This is a genomic window from Streptomyces sp. NPDC099050, assembly GCF_044759865.1.
Lineage (GTDB): Bacteria > Actinomycetota > Actinomycetes > Streptomycetales > Streptomycetaceae > Streptomyces.
This window is the reverse complement of the sequence record NZ_JBIWAE010000001.1, coordinates 569,329-585,915: the sequence shown is the minus strand read 5'-3', so window position 1 is coordinate 585,915 and position 16,587 is coordinate 569,329. Positions and strand designations below refer to the sequence as shown.

General features: G+C 73.5%; 20 protein-coding genes. 8 read left to right on the top strand and 12 right to left on the bottom strand.

What is annotated here, in order from left to right; genetic code table 11:
• Positions 1-31: 31 nt before the first annotated feature.
• The gene (locus ACIQV3_RS02540) at positions 32-1,273 is read left to right on the top strand and encodes a hypothetical protein (RefSeq protein ID WP_403708944.1); all 1,242 of its coding nucleotides are present in this window, start codon (positions 32-34) and stop codon (positions 1,271-1,273) included.
• Positions 1,274-1,278: 5 nt separating this feature from the next.
• Here ACIQV3_RS02540 and ACIQV3_RS02535 read toward each other — a convergent pair whose 3' ends face one another.
• From ACIQV3_RS02535 to ACIQV3_RS02525, 3 genes are all read right to left on the bottom strand, one after another.
• Entirely contained in the window at positions 1,279-1,491 is a 213-nt protein-coding gene (locus ACIQV3_RS02535; RefSeq protein ID WP_403708942.1) for a hypothetical protein, read from the bottom strand.
• 512 nt (positions 1,492-2,003) lie between these two features.
• The gene (locus tag ACIQV3_RS02530; protein WP_403708940.1) at positions 2,004-2,726 is read right to left on the bottom strand and encodes a hypothetical protein; all 723 of its coding nucleotides are present in this window, start codon (positions 2,724-2,726) and stop codon (positions 2,004-2,006) included.
• Positions 2,727-3,048: 322 nt separating this feature from the next.
• The gene (locus ACIQV3_RS02525) at positions 3,049-3,450 is read right to left on the bottom strand and encodes a hypothetical protein (protein WP_403709160.1); all 402 of its coding nucleotides are present in this window, start codon (positions 3,448-3,450) and stop codon (positions 3,049-3,051) included.
• A 252-nt stretch (positions 3,451-3,702) separates the two neighbouring features.
• Here ACIQV3_RS02525 and ACIQV3_RS02520 point away from each other — a divergent pair, with 252 nt between their 5' ends.
• Positions 3,703-4,416, top strand: a complete 714-nt coding sequence (locus tag ACIQV3_RS02520; protein WP_403708938.1) for a DUF4232 domain-containing protein — start codon at positions 3,703-3,705, stop codon at positions 4,414-4,416.
• Here the strand turns inward: ACIQV3_RS02520 and ACIQV3_RS02515 are convergent.
• The gene (locus tag ACIQV3_RS02515; RefSeq protein WP_403708937.1) at positions 4,413-4,799 is read right to left on the bottom strand and encodes a VOC family protein; all 387 of its coding nucleotides are present in this window, start codon (positions 4,797-4,799) and stop codon (positions 4,413-4,415) included. The genes ACIQV3_RS02520 and ACIQV3_RS02515 overlap by 4 nt on opposite strands.
• 48 nt (positions 4,800-4,847) lie before the next feature.
• Positions 4,848-5,021 carry a hypothetical protein gene (locus ACIQV3_RS02510; RefSeq protein ID WP_403708935.1) on the bottom strand — a complete coding sequence of 58 codons (174 nt, stop codon included), beginning with the start codon at positions 5,019-5,021 and terminating at the stop codon, positions 4,848-4,850.
• A 108-nt stretch (positions 5,022-5,129) separates the two neighbouring features.
• Between ACIQV3_RS02510 and ACIQV3_RS02505 the strand changes: the two genes are divergently transcribed.
• On the top strand, positions 5,130-6,182 hold the full coding sequence (locus ACIQV3_RS02505) for a zinc-dependent alcohol dehydrogenase family protein (RefSeq protein WP_403708933.1): 1,053 nt from the start codon (positions 5,130-5,132) through the stop codon (positions 6,180-6,182).
• 261 nt (positions 6,183-6,443) lie between these two features.
• Positions 6,444-7,163, top strand: a complete 720-nt coding sequence (locus ACIQV3_RS02500) for a phosphatase PAP2 family protein (protein WP_403708931.1) — start codon at positions 6,444-6,446, stop codon at positions 7,161-7,163.
• Here ACIQV3_RS02500 and ACIQV3_RS02495 read toward each other — a convergent pair.
• Entirely contained in the window at positions 7,160-7,672 is a 513-nt protein-coding gene (locus ACIQV3_RS02495) for a hypothetical protein (RefSeq protein ID WP_403708929.1), read from the bottom strand. The two genes, ACIQV3_RS02500 and ACIQV3_RS02495, sit on opposite strands and share 4 nt — an antisense overlap.
• Before the next feature lie 194 nt (positions 7,673-7,866).
• Between ACIQV3_RS02495 and ACIQV3_RS02490 the strand changes: the two genes are divergently transcribed.
• Together ACIQV3_RS02490 and ACIQV3_RS02485 are read left to right on the top strand one after the other, a co-directional pair.
• Positions 7,867-8,976, top strand: coding sequence for a TauD/TfdA family dioxygenase (locus ACIQV3_RS02490; protein WP_403708927.1), 1,110 nt, complete (start codon positions 7,867-7,869; stop codon positions 8,974-8,976).
• A complete protein-coding gene (locus tag ACIQV3_RS02485) occupies positions 8,973-9,545 on the top strand; it encodes a phosphonate degradation HD-domain oxygenase (protein WP_403708925.1) in 573 nt (190 codons plus the stop codon). Before ACIQV3_RS02490 ends, ACIQV3_RS02485 begins: the two co-directional genes overlap by 4 nt.
• A gap of 50 nt (positions 9,546-9,595) precedes the next feature.
• Here the strand turns inward: ACIQV3_RS02485 and ACIQV3_RS02480 are convergent, their stop codons facing one another.
• Positions 9,596-10,372 carry a GntR family transcriptional regulator gene (locus tag ACIQV3_RS02480; RefSeq protein ID WP_403708923.1) on the bottom strand — a complete coding sequence of 259 codons (777 nt, stop codon included), beginning with the start codon at positions 10,370-10,372 and terminating at the stop codon, positions 9,596-9,598.
• A 172-nt stretch (positions 10,373-10,544) separates the two neighbouring features.
• Here ACIQV3_RS02480 and ACIQV3_RS02475 point away from each other — a divergent pair, with 172 nt between their 5' ends.
• Both ACIQV3_RS02475 and ACIQV3_RS02470 read left to right on the top strand, forming a co-directional pair.
• The gene (locus ACIQV3_RS02475; protein ID WP_403708921.1) at positions 10,545-10,931 is read left to right on the top strand and encodes a cupin domain-containing protein; all 387 of its coding nucleotides are present in this window, start codon (positions 10,545-10,547) and stop codon (positions 10,929-10,931) included.
• A 65-nt stretch (positions 10,932-10,996) separates the two neighbouring features.
• On the top strand, positions 10,997-11,479 hold the full coding sequence (locus ACIQV3_RS02470; protein WP_403708919.1) for a hypothetical protein: 483 nt from the start codon (positions 10,997-10,999) through the stop codon (positions 11,477-11,479).
• A 157-nt stretch (positions 11,480-11,636) separates the two neighbouring features.
• Here ACIQV3_RS02470 and ACIQV3_RS02465 read toward each other — a convergent pair whose 3' ends face one another.
• The 5 genes from ACIQV3_RS02465 to ACIQV3_RS02445 are packed head-to-tail and all read right to left on the bottom strand — an operon-like array spanning position 11,637 to position 16,570.
• The gene (locus ACIQV3_RS02465) at positions 11,637-12,302 is read right to left on the bottom strand and encodes an HAD family hydrolase (protein WP_403708917.1); all 666 of its coding nucleotides are present in this window, start codon (positions 12,300-12,302) and stop codon (positions 11,637-11,639) included.
• Complete coding sequence (locus tag ACIQV3_RS02460) at positions 12,299-13,474, bottom strand: ABC transporter ATP-binding protein (protein ID WP_403708915.1); 1,176 nt, start codon at positions 13,472-13,474, stop codon at positions 12,299-12,301. Before ACIQV3_RS02460 ends, ACIQV3_RS02465 begins: the two co-directional genes overlap by 4 nt.
• 5 nt (positions 13,475-13,479) lie before the next feature.
• Positions 13,480-14,508, bottom strand: a complete 1,029-nt coding sequence (locus tag ACIQV3_RS02455; protein ID WP_403708913.1) for an ABC transporter permease — start codon at positions 14,506-14,508, stop codon at positions 13,480-13,482.
• Positions 14,496-15,404 (bottom strand): ABC transporter permease subunit, encoded by a 909-nt coding sequence (locus tag ACIQV3_RS02450; RefSeq protein ID WP_266875171.1) that lies wholly within the window; start codon positions 15,402-15,404, stop codon positions 14,496-14,498. Before ACIQV3_RS02450 ends, ACIQV3_RS02455 begins: the two co-directional genes overlap by 13 nt.
• Positions 15,404-16,570, bottom strand: coding sequence for an ABC transporter substrate-binding protein (locus tag ACIQV3_RS02445; RefSeq protein ID WP_403708911.1), 1,167 nt, complete (start codon positions 16,568-16,570; stop codon positions 15,404-15,406). Before ACIQV3_RS02445 ends, ACIQV3_RS02450 begins: the two co-directional genes overlap by 1 nt.
• Between the last annotated feature and the right edge of the window lie 17 nt (positions 16,571-16,587).

Below are 16,587 nucleotides of genomic sequence, written 5' to 3'. Positions count from 1 at the left end.
CCGCCTCCCTGGTCGGGCAGGGTGCGGGGTGATGAGCCATGACGACGAGACCCGTACACCGCTCCGTGCCGCCCCCGACTGCCTTGAAGGGCTGCTGCAGCGCGGCCGCGGCCTGGGCGCGGTACGCGCCGCGCAGACCCCGGCGGCCGCCGCACCGTTCGTGTACGACGGGATCCGGCGGGACTGGAAGTGGGACCAGTCGGACTCCCGCTCCCTTTACCAGGCCCGGCTGATCCGGGACTTGGGACTGTCGCCGACGCCGGTCGTCGATCAGCTCGCGGGGAGCGAGGAGGAGTGGTCGCGTGCCTCCTCGGTGCTCGAGCTGCTGGCCCTGGCCGGCTCGGAGGAAGCCCGTGAGGGGCTTCGGGCGTACGTCCGGGAGGGCGAGCACTGGGTCCGCGTACTGGAATCGGTTTCGACGGAGTGGCCGACCGAGTGGTGGGACGATCTGGGCGACGTCGCGCGGAGCCGGATCGGCGGGGAGGAACACCTTCCGTCGTCTTCCGAGGTCTGGACCCGGTTCGGAATCGAGGTGCGGGATTCCCCGTTCGCTCCGCGGCCGTCACTGGAGGCTCTGAGCGAAGAGGAACTGCTCGCCCTGCTGGCCGCCGACGGCACCGACGGCACCGACAGCCACACGAAGATCGACGCACTGCGGGCGCTCAACGTCCGGGAGCCCACCGAGGCCCTGATCCCCCTGGTTCCCTCACTCGGCACCGCGGACGGCCGCAGACCGCTCCCCCGGCTCCGGCGGGCCGTCGAACGCCTCGGACCCCGCGCGGTGCCGGCCGCCCGGGAGTGGGCATCGGACGAACGCGAGTGGTTGTCCTCGATGGGAAAGGACGTCCTGGCCGATCATCCCGGCCCCGAGGCACTGCCGGGGCTCCTGGCGGAACTCTCCGAGCAGTGGCGGAACGAGGATTGGTGCGGCCCCGACGTGACGGCGAACCGGCTGGCCCTCTTCGGCACCGCCGCCGCCGAAGCGGCCCCGGTGCTGCGCCGGCTGTGGCTGCACACCCCGCACTCCTACGAGCGGGCCGACTACCTGCGGGCGCTCGCCGCCATCGACCCCTCCAACCTGGACACCACCCGTACCGAGTCCCTCTGGGACTGCGAGGAACGGACCCGGCTGCTGGGCATCGCCCACGCACCGGACCACCCGGAGACCCGGGAGCGGATCGCGACACTGCGCGACGACCCGATGGAGACCACGGAGGTCAGGGCCGCCGCCCGCGCGAGACTGGCCGACGCCGCCACCTCTCGTTCGGCCTGAATCGATCAGGGCATCCGGTCCGACTCCGGGACGGCCGGCCGGGCCGCCGCCTCCTGCGGGGGCGGAGCAGCACCGGGCAGCGGTTCGAGACCGGTGAAGCCGAGCACGGCATCCGGAACCTTCGCCAGCCGACCCGCCGCCCATCGCGCGGCGAGGTCACCGTCGGCGAGGACCGCGTGGAGGATCTGCTCGACCTCGCGGAGCACGGGCTCGCTCACGGTCTGGCCGACCTCGGCGGCCAGGGAGCGCGGCTGTGGCCGCGAGGCCGCCGATCACCGCATGCTGATCGTGCGACAGTTTCCGCAGCTGTTCGCCGTCCAGCGTCCGATGCGCGCCGCGCAGTGCCTCGCCGAGCCGGAGGAACTGCTGGGCCTCCTCGGGCCGGAAGTGGGCCGGCAGCCCGGCGGTCCACACCGCGACGGTCGGCTTGCGCGGTCCGGAGATCGCGGCGGCGAGGTCCCGGTCACCGGCCTCGCGGGCCCGGGACACGTATGCGTTCCGTGCCGCGGTGAAATCCGCCGGGCGTACCGCGTTCAGCTCCGCCCTCACCGAGTCCAGGCCCATGGGCGGCAGTCTCCCGCTCACGGCCCCGGGGACAGGCTGCCAGCGGGCCGGACACCGCGCGTCGCCGACCCCGTGCGGCGCAGCGCGCGGTGCGACGAACGGGACGCGGCCGCGCGGGCCGTGCAGGACCGGCGGCGGCCGGCGCCGTCCTACCCTCACCCTCCAGTCACGGCCGGCGCCCAGAGCCCGGCACCGACGGACCTGCGGGCGGCTGGGTGAGGCGCAGCCAGGCCGTGAGCGCGGCCTGTAGTTCGAGTACGGCCGGACGGTCGAGGGATTCGGCCGTCCGGCCGGCGCGCAGGGTGACGCCCTGTGGTGTGACGCTCCAGCCCACGGGGAGGCGCTCGGGCGATGTGATCGCCGTGCCGTGGGCGAGGGTGCGCAGCATGGCGTCGGTCCGGAGCGGGACGGGGGCCCGGCGGGGCTGCCGGGTGGCGGTCCCCTGCCGGATGGGCAGGCCGAGTGCCGTACGGAACTCGTCGACGGCAGCGTCGAGGGTCCGTGGAGTTCCGGGCGCGGTCCCGACGAAGGCGTGGGTCAGCTCCGGGTGCGGCCGCCCCCGCGGGATGCCGGTCGGAGGCGGCGGGTGCTCCTCCACGTCGATGCGCACGCACGCGGGCGCGATGAGCACCTCGGTGTAGCCCCTGTCCGTGGCTGTTCCGTGGTGCTCCCGCAGAGCGCTGATCGGTCCGGCCAGGATGTGTTCGCCGTCCCTCCACGACTGGCCGGAACGCGGGCGACGCAGCGGTAGTTTCGGCGGTTCGAGCTCGGGCGGCTGCCCGTACGCGCCGTGGGAGCGGTGCAGCACACCGGACTCCGTGAGAAGAACCGTCACCTGCCGGCCGGTGACGGCACGGCCCAGGCGGAACCCCACCGCGATCATCGGCATCCGCCCCTCCCTCGACAGCCCCAGAACTGCGCTCCGACGGTATCCGGGAGGCCTGGTGCGGGATCGCTGAATCCACGAACGGACCACGAGCGCACGCCCGTCGGACTACGCTGGTGTGCTCTCCGCGAACCGTCGGCGCCACTCCACTCGCGGCCTCAGCCCGACGCCCGGATTGACGCACCACGCACATGAACGTGAATCAGCGCTCGTCGCCTCAGACCCTGCTCATCGGCGGCGGAGCCGGTTCGGGGAAGAGCGCCCTCTCGGGCGCCCTCGCCGATCTGGTGCCCGTAGAACGTCTGGGGTACGTCCCGGTGGCCGCTCAAGCCGGTTCGGCCGACCCTCGGTTGTCCTCGACGTGGACGACGCGGAGTTCGGTGCCGTCCCGATGGCGCTTGGAACGTCCGAAGAGCCCGACAGCGATCTCCGACGGATCTTGCGGCTCATCGGGGCCGACGTAGGTGAGGACGTCGTTGTGGTGCCCGGTGACGACCCAGCCCTCGGCGTCCTTGCGGTCGATCACCCCGAAGTCTCCTGCCGGAGATCCGGCACGCACCGGGCCGAACTCCTTCAGGATTTCGGTGGCCTGTCCGGCAAGCTCTCCCTCCGGAGCGGTCAGCACGACACAAGTGCCCTGTTCGAAAAGGACCCAGGACTTGCGAGGGTCGGCGAGGAGCCGCTTCCAGACGTCTATGAGCATCGTGGTGTTCACGGCGGTCATCATGCCGCAGAGGACTGACAGGGGGTGGTGGCCGACCACACGGTGCAGGGGGGCGGATACCCGGGGCGGCGACGCGGCGGAAGTCACGGGCGCACCGTGTGCGGCCTGTACGGCGGCGGGGTGATCTGACTTCGTCATGGGCGCGTCACGGAAGCGCCACAGCGGCGTGCGGCGGGAACCTGCTCGGGTCAGGGGCCCGTGTACGTGCACGTGAGTGCCGGTGTGGGACCGGTCGTGAACCTCGGGGAGCACCCAATGCAGCACACAGCAGGCATCGGCCGGACCGCGGCGGCCCTGGCGACGGTCCTGGCCGCCGCCGCTCTGATGACGGGCTGTACGCCGACCGGCGACGGCGGCGAGGCCGCGCCCGCCGCCCCGTCGGCGCCGGGCGCGGCCTCGCGGCCGGCCGAGGCCACACCCGGCGGCGGCGACAAGGGCGGCACGACCAGCGGGGGCGGGAGCGGGGGTTCCACGGCGGGTGGGTCGTCCTCGGGCGGGACCGGAGGGACCGGCGGCGGGACGCAGAAGCCCTGCGTGGTCGACGACATCAAGGTCTCCGAGGCGCACCAGGCCGACGTCCGCCCGTCGGGCACGGGAACCGGGGCGGCCGTCGTCTCCGTCACCAACACCTCCGCCGCCCCCTGCAAGGTGTACGGGTACCCGACGGTCGCGGCGGCCGGCAACGGCTCGCCGGAGAAGAACAAGCCGCTGGCCACCACCCAAACCGGCCCGGCCGCGGCCAGCGTGATGCTGGCCCCGGGCGCCCGCGCGTGGACGAAGCTCACCTTCGTCCAGGTCCAGGGCGAGGCGGACGGCTACTGCGCGTCCGGCGCGACTCCGGGCTCCTACCCGACGCTCGTCATCGGCGTGCTCGGCGCCGGAAAGCACCAGATCGCCATGGACGACGGCGTGTTCGCCTTCTGCGACGACAAGGTGACCGTCACCGCCTGGTCCTCCGTCAGGCCCTAGGGCAGGGGCTTCAGGCGGGTGCGCAGCAGGCAGAACTCGTTGCCTTCGGGGTCGGCCAGGGTGTGCCAGCTCTCGGCGCCGCTCTGGCCGACGTCCGCCGGACGGGCGCCCAGGGCGAGCAGGCGCTCCAACTCCGCGTCCTGGTCCCGGTCGACCGGGCTGACGTCGATGTGCAGGCGGAGCTTGCCCCTGCGCGGGTCGCTGCTCGGGCTGAGCACGAGGGTGGGCTGCGGACCGCCGAAGCCGGCGCCGGGCGGCCCGATCTCGATGCTCCCGTCGTCCTCCCGGGAGAGCTCCACGTAGCCGAGGGCCTCGCTCCAGAACACCGCGAGGCGCTCCGGTTCGGCGCAGTCGATGACCAGCTCACTGATGCGGCTTACCATGCCCGCCAGTGTACGAACCGCCCCGGAGCCGGACCGGACGCTCTCCCGCTACTTGATGACCTCGACCTTCTTGTCGCCCGCGGCCGCGTACGCCGACGCGCTCGCGCCGAGGGCCGTGACGGTGAGGGCGAGCAGGACGGATACGGCGGCGGCCGCGGCGCGCTTGCGGGTCGTCCTGCCGATCGTCCTACCGGTCGTCCCGCCGGTCGTCTTGCGGGTCACGGTGTCCCCCTGATGGTGTGTGGTGGTCGTCCCGGCAGCTTCGCATCCGTGCCCGGGGCCGACCAGTGAGGCAGGGTCGGACGGATCAGGCGAGTGGAGGCGGTCGGCGTGCGCGCGGTGGTGTTCGAGCGGTACGGGGAGCCCGGCGAGGTACGGAACGTGGCCGATCCGGTGCCGGCCGCCGGTGGCGTGGTCGTACGGGTCGAGGCGACGGGACTGTGCCGCAGCGACTGGCACGGGTGGATGGGACACGACCCCGACATCACGCTCCCGCACGTGCCCGGCCACGAACTGGCCGGTGTGGTCGCGGCCGTGGGGGCGGGGGTCGCCAACTGGCGTACCGGGGACCGGGTGACGGTGCCGTTCGTCTGCGCCTGCGGCAGTTGTCCCGAGTGCGCCGCCGGGCAGCACCAGGTGTGCGCCCGGCAGACGCAGCCGGGATTCACGCACTGGGGGTCCTTCGCCGAGTACGTGGCCCTGGACCATGCCGACGTCAACCTGGTGGAGGTGCCCGAGGGGCTCTCGTACGACACGGCGGCCGGGCTGGGCTGCCGGTTCGCGACGGCCTTCCGGGCCGTCGTCGCGCAGGGGCGGGTGGCGCCGGGCGAGTGGGTCGCCGTACACGGCTGCGGCGGGGTGGGGCTGTCGGCGGTGATGATCGCGGTGGCGGCGGGAGCCCGGGTGGTGGCCGTGGACACCGCGCCGGCGGCGCTGGAGCTGGCGCGGTCCTTCGGGGCGGCGCACTGCGTGGATCCCGGGCGGGTGGACGCGGCCGGGGCCGTACGGGAGGTCACGCGCGGCGGTGCGCACCTGTCGCTCGACGCGCTGGGTTCCCCTGCCACGGCGGCGGCGTCGGTGGCCGGGCTGCGCCGACGCGGACGGCACGTACAGGTCGGGCTGCTTCCGGCGGCGCAGGGGGCCGCGGCATTCCCGATGGACCGGGTCATCGGCTGGGAGCTGGAGATCCTCGGCAGCCACGGGATGGCCGCGCACGCGTACCCGCCGATGCTGGAACTGGTCCGCTCCGGGGCGCTGCGGCCGGACCTGCTGGTCACCTCCACGATCCCGCTGGACGGGGCACCGGCCGCGCTGGCGGAAATGGGGACGGCGCCGGGACGCGGAATCACGATCATCCGGCCGGGGGTCGACGCGCGGAACTGAGCCGCCCGAGCGCACGAACGCCCGATCACCTGAATGCCCGATCACCTGGATGCCTGCCTGAGTGCCCGAGCGGCCCGGTTACTGGTCGCGAGGGGCTTGTGGTGCGAGGAGGGCATGGCTACATTCCTTGATTACACGTGTAAGCACTAGATATAGCCACGTCGGCCGACCATTAGTGACACGTGTCAACGCTCCCGTTCCTCTGCACTTCTCATACCCCTCACCCCTCCCTTTCCACCCTCCGCGAGAGGCAGCACCACCATGTCCACGATCCCCGTCGGCCCACCCCTCGAAGCCGCCGCACCCGCACCCGCGACCGCGACCGACGGGGGCCGCAGGCGCACCGGCACCCTCGCCCTCGGAGTCGCACTGCTCGGATCCGCCACCGCGCTCGCGCTCGTCGTCCGCAGGGACGTGACGCGGCCGCCCTTCCAGGGGCTCGACGACCGCTGGCTCACCTGGATGGGCGGACCGCACGACGGGTTCCCCTCCGTGGTGGCCGCGCTGCTGAACTGGTTCGGGGGGCCGGCGGGCGCCGTCGTCCCGCTCGCCCTGCTGCTCTTCCTGCTCGTCCGACGGCGCTGGGTTTCGGCGGGATTCCTCCTCGTCGTCTACATGGCCGGAAACATGCTCGTCGTACAGGGCCTCAAGCACCTGGTGGACCGGCCGCGCCCGGAGAACCCGCTGGTCCGGGTCGACCACGGTTCCTTCCCCTCCGGCCACGTGGCCGGTGCGGCGCTCCTCGTCGTCATCGTCGGCGCGCTCCTCGTCCCCGCCGCCCGGCGCCGGGCGTGGTGGATCGGCGGCGCGGTCTTCATCGCGGCGATGATGTGGAGCCGCACCTGGCTGCACGCCCACTGGCTCAGCGACACCGCCGCCGGGGCGGTGGCCGGCGTCGGCGCCGGGCTGGTCGCCTGGTGGCTCTGCGCCCCCGCACTGGCCCGGGAGGCCGGTCGGCACGCGGAGCGCGGGATCCGTTAGGCCGCCTCGCCGTCGGGCCGGCCCCGCACGGCTGCCGTACGGCCGCGGCGCAGCCGCAGCCGCAGCCGCAGCCGCAGCCGGGCCAGGGTGGCCGCCTGAGCGGCGATCACCAGCACGCCCCCGAGCCTGAGGATCCAGACCGGGACGCCCCCGGCCGTGAGCAGCTCGTCGGTGTACTCGACCCGGCGGTACGGGGCGTCCCCGGCGGCGGCGCGCAGGTCGTGGTCGCCGTCGATCCGGGACGGGACGGGGAAGCCGCCTCGGGTGCGGTGCTCGGGTGCAGTGCTCAGGTCGGGCCGACCAGGGACCCCAACTGGGTCGCGAGCAGGGCGAACAGCAGGAGTCCGGCCCTCCCTCCGCCTGATCCACACGGCCGTCCGCGCCGTCAGCACCGCACGCTTGCCGCCCTCGCCCTTGCTCCCCTGGTCCTTGCCGCCCTCGTCCTCGCCGCCCTCACGCTTGCCATCGACACCGTCGCCCCCACGCTCCTCGCCCAGCCCCGCCCTCACAGTCGCCGTCGCAGGCAACCGCCCACGGGCCCGTCCCGCACGGCCCGTGCGGACCCGTCCGCCCGGTCTCGGACGGGCGGCGCCGCGATCCGGTTCCGGCCACCCGCGCGCCACCTACCGGCCACCTCACCCTGGCAGGCTGCGGGCACCCGAGAGTTGTATATACAACTTTTCCCAGGATGGCAGGAGCCACCATGTCCGTACCGGCGATCACCCGCCCGCCCGCGCTCTGGCTGCGCGACAACTGCCCCTGCGCCGAGTGCAGTGACCCGCGCACCGGCCAGAAGCTGTTCCAGATCACTGAACTGCCCGACGCTCTGGCCGTCGGCGCGGTGCGCCAGGCGCCGGCCCCCGACGGCGGGCCCGGCTGGGAGGTGACGTGGCAGCCGGACGGCCACCGCTCCGTGTACCCGGCCCGGTGGCTCGAAGCCCACGGCCCGGACGGGGCGGCGTACCGCGCGGCCGGGGACGGGCGGACCGAGGCGGACAAGGAGCTGTGGGCGGCGGCGAACCTGGACGGTCGGGTCCCGCAGGCCGGATGGGACGCGTACATCAGCTCCCGGGCGGTCCGCGAGCAGGTCCTCGACGGCGTGGTCCGGCTGGGCTTCGTCCTCCTGCGGGAGGTTCCGTGCCGGGACCGGATGGTGCTGGACGTGGCGCGCACCTTCGGCTTCGTCCGCGAGACCAACTACGGGGAGCTCTTCGAGGTCCGCGTGGAGGCCGATCCCAACAACCTGGCCTTCACAGGCGCGTTGATCACCCCGCACACCGACAACCCCTACCGGGATCCCGTCCCGACCCTCCAACTGCTGCACTGCCTGCGCAACGAGGCCGCGGGCGGGGACTCCGGGCTGGTCGACGGCTTCCACGCCGCCGCGCTGCTGCGCGAGCGGGACCCGGAGGCCTTCGAGGTGCTGACCCGCGTGCCGGTGGAGTTCGCGTTCGCCGACGCGCACTGCGAACTGCGGGCCCACCGGCCGCTGATCGGCGTGGACCCGCTCGGGCGTATCCGCGAGGTCCGCTTCAACAACCGCTCCATCTCCACACTGCACCAGCCCGCCACCGTGCTGGAGGAGTTCTACGCGGCCTACCGCCTCTTCGGTGAGCTGCTGGAAAGGCCGGAGCTCCGGCTCGACTTCAGGCTCGCGCCCGGCGACTGCGTGGTCTTCGACAACACCCGTCTGCTGCACGCCCGTACGGCCTTCGCCGAATCGGGGGAACGCCACCTCCAGGGGACGTACTCCGATCTCGACGGGCTGCTCTCCACCCTCGCCGTCCTGCGCCGCGAAGGAGCCGCCGCGTGAACGCCCGACACACCACTGGCGCCATCGACGCCCTCGCCCGGCTCTTCGAGGGCGAGGGCAGCGCCGAGTACTTCGGCGAGGCCGTCACCCAGGCCGGGCACATGCTCCAGGCCGGGGCCCTCGCCGAGGCTGCCGGGGCCCCCGCCCACCTGGTGGCGGCGGCGCTGCTGCACGACATCGGGCACTTCCACGGAACCGTGACCGGCCGCGATCTGATGGAGGGCGGGCAGGACAACCGGCACAGCCACACCGGGGCCGACTGGCTGGCCCGCTGGTTCGGGCCGGAGGTCACCGAGCCGGTCCGGCTGCACGTGGCCGCCAAGCGCTACCTGTGCACGGCCGAGCCGGGCTACTTCGACCTGCTCTCCGAGGCCTCGGTGCACACCCTGCGCGTCCAGGGCGGCCCGATGACCGCCGAGCAGGCGCGGGCGTTCGAGGCGCTCCCCGGGGCGGCCGACGCGGTGGCCGTGCGGCGCTGGGACGAGCAGGCGAAGGACCCCGAGCCGGCCACCCCGGACTTCGACCACTTCCGGCCGCTGCTGGAGGCCCTGCTGATCAAGAACGCCTGATCTGCGGAGCCTGATCAAAAACCTGATCGAAGACCTGATCAAACGCCTGATCAGGGAAGGCGCGGGCCCAGCAGGCGGCCCAGCGCGCTGGCGGCGGTGGTGTGCACGGTGAAGGCCACCGTCCCCGGCAGGTAGCGGTCCTGCGACCACTCCACCGGGACGCCGGCCGGGTCGGTGGACCGGCGCCGTTCGCGCAGCAGGGCCTCGCCCGCCGGGCAGCCGAGCAGCCGGGCGTCGTCCGCGTCGGCCGCCGCGATGTCGATGGTGTGGTGGGCGTCGGCGAACAGGACTCCGTGCCGGGCGAGCCGCTCGGAGTACGAGACCGTGTCCGGCGGCATGTCCGCGACCAGCGCGCCGACCGGCTCCGGGTACGTCGTGCGCTCCACCATCACCGGGGCGCCGGACAAGGTGCGCAGCCGCAGCACGCGGTACACGGGGGCGCCCGCTTCGAGCCGCAGGTGCTCCGTCTCCTCGGCGTCGGCCTCGCCCCGGTCCACGGCCACGGTCCGCCCTCCGGGTTCCTCCCCGAGCGAGCGGGCCCACCGGGTGAAGCTACGGAGCTCCGCGACTCCCCCGGCCTCCCCCGCGCCGCCGAGGACGACCCGGCGGGTGCCCCGGCGCGAGGTGATCAGGCCGTCGGTGCGCAGAGCGGTGAGGGCCTGGCGCACCGTACCCCTGGAGACTCCGTAGCGGCGGGCGAGCTCGTCCTCGGCGGGCAGGCGCGCGCCGGATCCGTACTCGCCGGCGGTGATGGCGGTCCGCAGGTCCCCGGCGACCTTCAGGTAGAGCGGTGTCCTGGGTGCTGGGTCACGCGGTGCCTCGTTCACGGGGCCAGCCTGCCATGGCCCGGGCGGGGCGAAAGGCCCGGGAGGTCGGGACGTTCCACCCGGCATTGAGCTGATGCCCGTCATCTGAATTCGAAGCGTGACCGGAATGACCGGTGGCCGTGGCCCGGCCCGCGCGGCGGGAGCCGCACACCAACGCGTAGAGGAACCACCCATGTTCGGCATGATCATCGACAGCACCCCCGACACGACGGCCTCCGGCCCGGCCCTGCGCCTCGACCCCGAGGGCGGTCCGTTCCGCGAGCTCGCGGCCGTCCGGATCCAGGTGCCGGCCGGCGGGACCATCCCGGCCCACGCGCACGGGTCGTCCGAACTGCTGCTCACGGGCGTCGTCGGGACGGTGGAGGCCTCGTGCGGGTGCGGCGCCAAGACGGTGGCGCCGGGCAGCTTCGCGATGCTGCCGGCGGGCAAGGAGATCACCCTGGTCAACCACGGCACGGAGCCGGCGACGGTCCTGGCGGTGCTCTCGCAGAGCGAGTACACGCGGGGGCTGCCGCGCGCCGCGGCGAAGGGCTGCGGCTGCCAGGGGCACGGCGGCTGACGCCCCCGGCCCACTTCGGGCGGGCCGCCCTTTACTGGCCACCGGCCTGATCCCATACTTCTGGCGTGAGAGCGACGGATAAGCAGCCCCGCACCAGTCCGCTGGTGCCCGACGTGGTGGCCCGGGAGATCGCCCGGCACGACTGGAACTCCATCGACTGCGGCTGCGGCCGCCCGGCGGGGCATCTCGTGGACACGTTGTGGGACGCGGCCGAGGGACACCCGGCCGCGTTCCGCGCCCTGGAGGGCCATGCCTTCCACACCGGCGTGCTGCGGCCGCCCGCCCCGGCGGTGTGCGGGGTCCTGATGGCCGTCTGGGCCGCCGGCCCGCCCCGCCGATTGACGCGCGAGGCCCTGCTGTGGGCGCTGCTCCGCCTGCTCGGCGCCGAGGACGACGGGTCCTCGTACGAGGCCGGGCTGTACGGCCAGTGCGCCGCGCACATCCGCGCCGGCGCGCCCGGGCTGCGCGAAACGGCGGCCCGGTGCCCGGGCTCCGAATCGGCCGCCTACGCGGAGGGAATCCTGAGCCTGCTCGACCTGGCGGTCTAGGGCGGGTCCTTCGGATCGGGCCCGGGGTTCCACGACGGGCCGGGTGGCCCCGGTGGCCAATGCGGCCCGGATGCCCGATGTGGCCCAGGAAGCCGATGTGGCCCAAGTGCCCGATGTGGCCCGGGTGGGCCGGGTAGCCCCGTGCGCCCGGGCTCCGTCAGACCCCGAGCGGCGTGATCAGACAGGCCCTCAGGGTGTCCGGGGTGACCTCGGTGAGGGAGGGCGCGAAGACGCGTACCGGCGACGCGGGGACCTCCAGCAGGGACGGGACCACCAGCACTGCGCAGCCGGCCGCCTCCGCCGAGGCCGCGCCGTCCGGGGAGTCCTCGACCGCCACGCAACTCCACGGCTCCGTGCCGAGGCGTGCGGCGGCGGCCCGGTAGGGGTCCGGGTGCGGCTTCGTCAGGGACGTGTCGTCCGCGGACAGGGTCAGGGCGAAGGGCACGTGGGCCAGCGAGCCGCCCACCACCGAGTCCACGACCACTCGCGGCGAGGCGCTGACCAGCGCGAACGGTATGCCTTCCGCCTCCAGGGCGGTGAGCAGCAGCTGCGCGCCCGGCCGCATCGGGGCACCCTCCTCGACCCGGCCGAAGAAGCTCTCGGTGAGGACCCGCGCCACCTCCCGCACGTCCCCGGCGCCGGCGACCCGTACGAGGTGCGCGGCGGTGTCCTCCACCGCCCGGCCGACCACCTCGGGCGCGTCGGCGTCGGTCAGTACGTGCCCCAGGTCCGCGGCGATCTCCACGGTGGTCTGCCACCACAGGACCTCGGTGTCGACGAGGGTTCCGTCCATGTCGAAGAGGACGGCGGCCAGTGCGGTCATGAGGCATCCTCTGGGGCCGAGGTCGGGTCCGAGGCCTTCGCGGCAGGGGCGGCGGCATCGGGCCCTGCCGTGCCGGTGGTCGCCGTGGCGACGACGAGGACGGGGCGTTCGGCCAGTCCCACGGTCGCCCGCGCGCCCGGTACGAGCGCTCCGGCCTCGCGCGAGGGCAGGTCGGCCTTGACCCGGATGCCGTCGGGCAGGTCCAGGTGGAGCCGGGTCACGGACCCGAAGAACGAGGCCGAGACGACGGTTGCCGTGCCCCGCGCGTCCGCCGTCACCGTGACGTTCTCGGGGCGTACGAGGACCTCGACGTCCGGGGTGGAGGGCACCGGGCCGTCCACCGGGAGCCGGGAACCGGCCACCTCCACGGTTCCGGAGCCGGCCAGCCGTCCGGGGAGCCGGTTCATGGTGCCGACGAACTCGGCGACGAAGGGGGTCGCCGGCCGCTCGTACAGCTCGGCCGGGGCGGCGCACTGCTCCAGGCGGCCCGCGTTGAGCACGGCGACCCGGTCGGCCATGGACAGCGCCTCCTCCTGGTCGTGCGTGACGAACACGGTGGTGATGCCGAGGGAGAGCTGGAGCCGGCGGATCTCCTCGCGCAGACCGGCCCGCACCTTCGCGTCGAGCGCGGAGAGCGGCTCGTCCAGCAGCAGGACGCGCGGGCGCAGGGCGAGGGCGCGGGCGAGCGCGACGCGCTGCTGCTGCCCGCCGGACATCTGGTGCGGGTACCGGTCGCCGTGGTCGGGCAGGCCGACCAGGTCGAGCAGTTCGGCGGCACGCTCGCGGCGGGCGGCCGCGGCGACCTTGCGGACGCGCAGGCCGAAGGCCACGTTGTCGCGGGCGCTGAGGTTGGGGAAGAGGCTGTACGACTGGAACACCATGCCGGCGTCACGGCGGTTGGCCGGGATCCGCGTGATGTCCTGCCCGTCGAGGAGGACTTCGCCGGAGTCGGGCTGCTCGAAGCCGGCGACGACGCGCAGCGCGGTGGTCTTTCCGCAGCCCGACGGGCCGAGCAGGGCGACGAGTTCGCCGGGCTCGATGGTGAGGTCGAGTCCGTCGAGGGCGACGGTGGAGCCGAACGCCCGGCGCAGGCCGATGAATTGGACGCGCGCTCCGCCGGGTGCCGCTTCGCTTTCCGCGGACTTCCTGGCCTCGGGAAGGGTGAGGGACATGCGGGTCAGGACTCCTTGCCGGAGGTGCGTGAGGTACGGGAGGTAAGGGGGTTTAGGGGGTTTCGGGGGCTTCGCGAGGGGCCGGGAGACACGGTAGCCGGGGCGGTCCCGGCCCGGGAGAGGAGGAGCAGCAGCAACCAGGTGATGAGGAGGCTGAGGACGGACACGGCCACCGACATCCGGGCGTGCGCCCCGGAGATGGACACGATCCACACGGCGAAGGGCTGGAAGCCGAGCAGCGAGGCGATCGTGAACTCGCCGAGGACCAGGGCCAGCGTGAGGAAGGCGGCTCCGGCGAGGGCCGTCCGCAGGTTCGGCAGGATCACGCGCAGGACCACGTAGAGCCAGCCCGCACCGCAGCTGCGGGCCGCCTCGACCAGGGTCGGGACGTCGACCGCACGCAGACCCGCGTCGAGGGAGCGGTACACGAAGGGCAGTGCGAGCACCGTGTACGCGAGGACCAGGACGACGGGGAAGTCCGGGTTCTGCACGGCCAGGAAGGTCTGGTAGAGCGGGGTCCTGGAGAGGTGTTCGGGACCCCAGCGCAGCACCGTGGTGATGCCCGTGACCAGGGCGATCGGCGGCACGACCAGCGGCATCATGCACATCACCTCGACGACCGGGCGCAGCCGCGGCGAGCCGATGCGTACCGCCACCAGGGCCGGCACGGCGAGGAGCAGCGACGCGGTGATGGTCGCGGCGGCGAGGCCCAGGGAGAGCAGCAGGCTCCGGGTGAATCCTTCGGCGCCGAGCAGCTGGGTGTACGCCTCGAAGCTGATGCCCTGGCCGGGGACGTGCACGGTGAACACGAAGGAGGCGAGGAGCGGGAGCAGGAAGTACGCGCCCGCGAGCGCGAGCACGGCTCCGCGCCAGACCCGGGGCCGGGAGCCGGACCGGAACCGGCGCGGCGCGCGGGCCGGGGCCTGCGCCCAGGTCTCCTGCCGGCCGCGCTGCCCGTCCCGGCCCGCCGGGGCCGGAGCGGCGGCCGTGGCCGCCCCGTCGTTCGGGGCGGGCGTCGGGGTCATCGCAGCCATCGGGCGCTCCGTCGCTGGAGGGGCAGGTAGACCGCCATGACCAGGCCGGCGATCACGATCATGTCGAGGCCGAGGGCCAGGGCCACGTTCTCCTGGCCGGTCAGCACGTTCCCGGACAGGGCGTCCGCGATCTTGAGCGTGACCAGCGGGACGGAGCCGCCGACGAGGGCGGCGGCCGTGGCGTGCGCGGCGAAGGCCGTGCCGAAGAGCAGCACGAACCCGCCGAGCAGGGAGGGTGCGAGGACGGGCAGGCCGACGTGGCGCCAGAACTGCCATCCGCTCGCCCCGTTGTTCTGGGCGGCCTCGCGCCACTGCGGGCGCAGTCCGTCCAGCGCGGGGACGGTCACCAGCACCATGAGCGGGGTCAGGAAGTAGAGGTAGACCACGGTGAGGCCGGTGAAGGAGTAGAGGTTCCAGCCGAGGCCGGTCAGGTCGGCGAGCTGGGTGACGACCCCGGAGATCCCGACGGTGGCGATGAACGCGAAGGCCAGCGGGACGCCGCCGAAGTTGGCGAGGACGCCCGAGGCGGTCAGCGTCGCTCCGCGCAGGGCGCGGGACGGGGAGGTGACGACGGCCTGCGCGATGAGGACGCCGAGTACGCCGGCCACGAGTGCGGTGAGGCCGGACAGCTGGACGCTGCCGATGAGGGAGCCGAGGTAGGGCCCCTGGAGGGAGCGGGCCAGGTGCTCGCCGGTCGCTTCGGTGGCGCCGCTCACCGGGTCCGTACGGGTGACCGCGCCGAAGGCGATGGCGCCCAGCGGGACGCCGAAGCACAGTCCGGTGAAGACGAGGAGCGGGAGGGCGGCGAGCCAGGTGCGCGGGCCGCGCCGCCGGCGGCGGGTGGTGCTGCCGCCGGCGGTCCCCGTCGTTGGGGGGATGGTGGTGGAGGCGGACATCAGCTGAGGGCCTTGTCCCACTTCTCGGCGAGGGTGGCCTTGGCCTTGTCCAGCTCCGTGGAGGCCGGGAAGGCCGGGGTGCCCTGGACCTGCGGAAGCTTGGTGACGGCTTCCTTGTCGACGGTGCCGGCCTGGGTCATGGCGGGCAGCAGCACGGGGCGGGCGAAGCCCTTCAGCCAGAGGTTCTGGCCCTCGGTGCTGTACAGGAACTCCATCCACAGGCGGGAGGCCGCCGGGTGGGGGGCGTCCTTGTTGATGGCCTGCGAGTAGTACTGGGCGTAGACGCCGTCGGTGGGGATGGCCACCTTCCAGTCGACGCCCTTGCCCTTGAACTGCTCGGCGTAGCCGGCGTTCAGGTAGTCCCAGTCGATCGAGATGGGGGTCTCGCCCTTCTCGACGGTGGCCGGGGTGGACTCGACGGGGATGAAGTTGCCGCTCTTCTTCAGCCGGCCGAAGAAGTCGATGCCGGGCTGGATGTCCGCGAAGGAGCCCTTGTTGGCGAGGGCCGCCGCGTAGACGCCGCCGAAGGCGGAGCCGGACTTGGTCGGGTTGCCGTTGAGGGCGACCTTGCCCTTGTACTCGGGCTTGGCCAGGTCGGCGAAGGACTGCGGGCAGTTCGGGATGCGGGCGGCGTCGCAGCCGATGGAGACGTAGCCGCCGTAGTCGTTGTACCAGCGGGCGTCCGCGTCCTTCTGGGCGGCGGGGATCTGGTCCCAGGCGGTGACCTTGTACGGGGCGAAGAGGTTCTCGGCGGCGCCGCTGCGGGCGAAGGCGATGCCGAGGTCCAGGACGTCGGGGGCGCGGGTCTGGCCCTTGCGGGACTTGACCGCGGCGATCTCGTCGGCACTGGAGGCGTCCGGGTTCTCGGCGTTGATCTTGACCTTGGGGTACTTGGCCGCGAACGCCTTCTGGATCTCGCCGTAGTTCGCCCAGTCGGCGGGCAGCGCGATGACGTTCAGCTCGCCCTCCTTCTCGGCGGCCGCGACGAGGCCCTCCAGGCCGCCGAAGTCGGCGATCGAGGTGGCGGCGCCGGGCTGGATCTTGTTCTTGCCGTCTGCGCCGGCGGTGGTCTTGTCGGGTGCGGCGCCGCACGCGCTGAGCACGGTGAGGACGGCGGCGCTGAGCAGGACGGCGGCCGTACCGCGACGGGCGGTGGAACTGAGCACGGTCTCTCCCGGAGACT